Annotated in this window: 1 pseudogene; it reads right to left on the bottom strand. The window is 45.6% G+C overall.

What is annotated here, in order from left to right:
• Window positions 1-329: pseudogene (locus BHE89_RS23270) on the bottom strand (helix-turn-helix domain-containing protein); the annotation flags it as partial.

Raw genomic sequence — 329 nt, 5'->3', positions numbered from 1 at the left:
GCCATGCTTACTTTTAAACGTGGGAAAACGGGCTTTTAGTTTCGGATTAAAAAAGTTGGAGAAAGCCACGTCAAGGTTAATCACCGCCTGCTGCAATGCTATGGAGTCATATTCTTTAAGCCACCCATATCTGCGGGATTTTTTTCGCCACTGCAAGCAGCGGTTTAAGGTCTTTACGCGGGTTTAAATTTACGCCGTGCCGCTGGTAAGCGTCTTTCTTGATGTGCAGAGCTTTGTTGTACGCAAAACGAACCGCACCGAACTGAGCGTTGAGATATTCAGCCTGTTCTGGTGTTGGGTAGATGCGTACTTTTTGTTGCTCTTAACAT

Source organism: Shigella sp. FC1967, assembly GCF_001743005.1.
Taxonomy (GTDB): domain Bacteria; phylum Pseudomonadota; class Gammaproteobacteria; order Enterobacterales; family Enterobacteriaceae; genus Proteus.
This window is presented reverse-complemented; position numbering and strand designations above follow the sequence as displayed.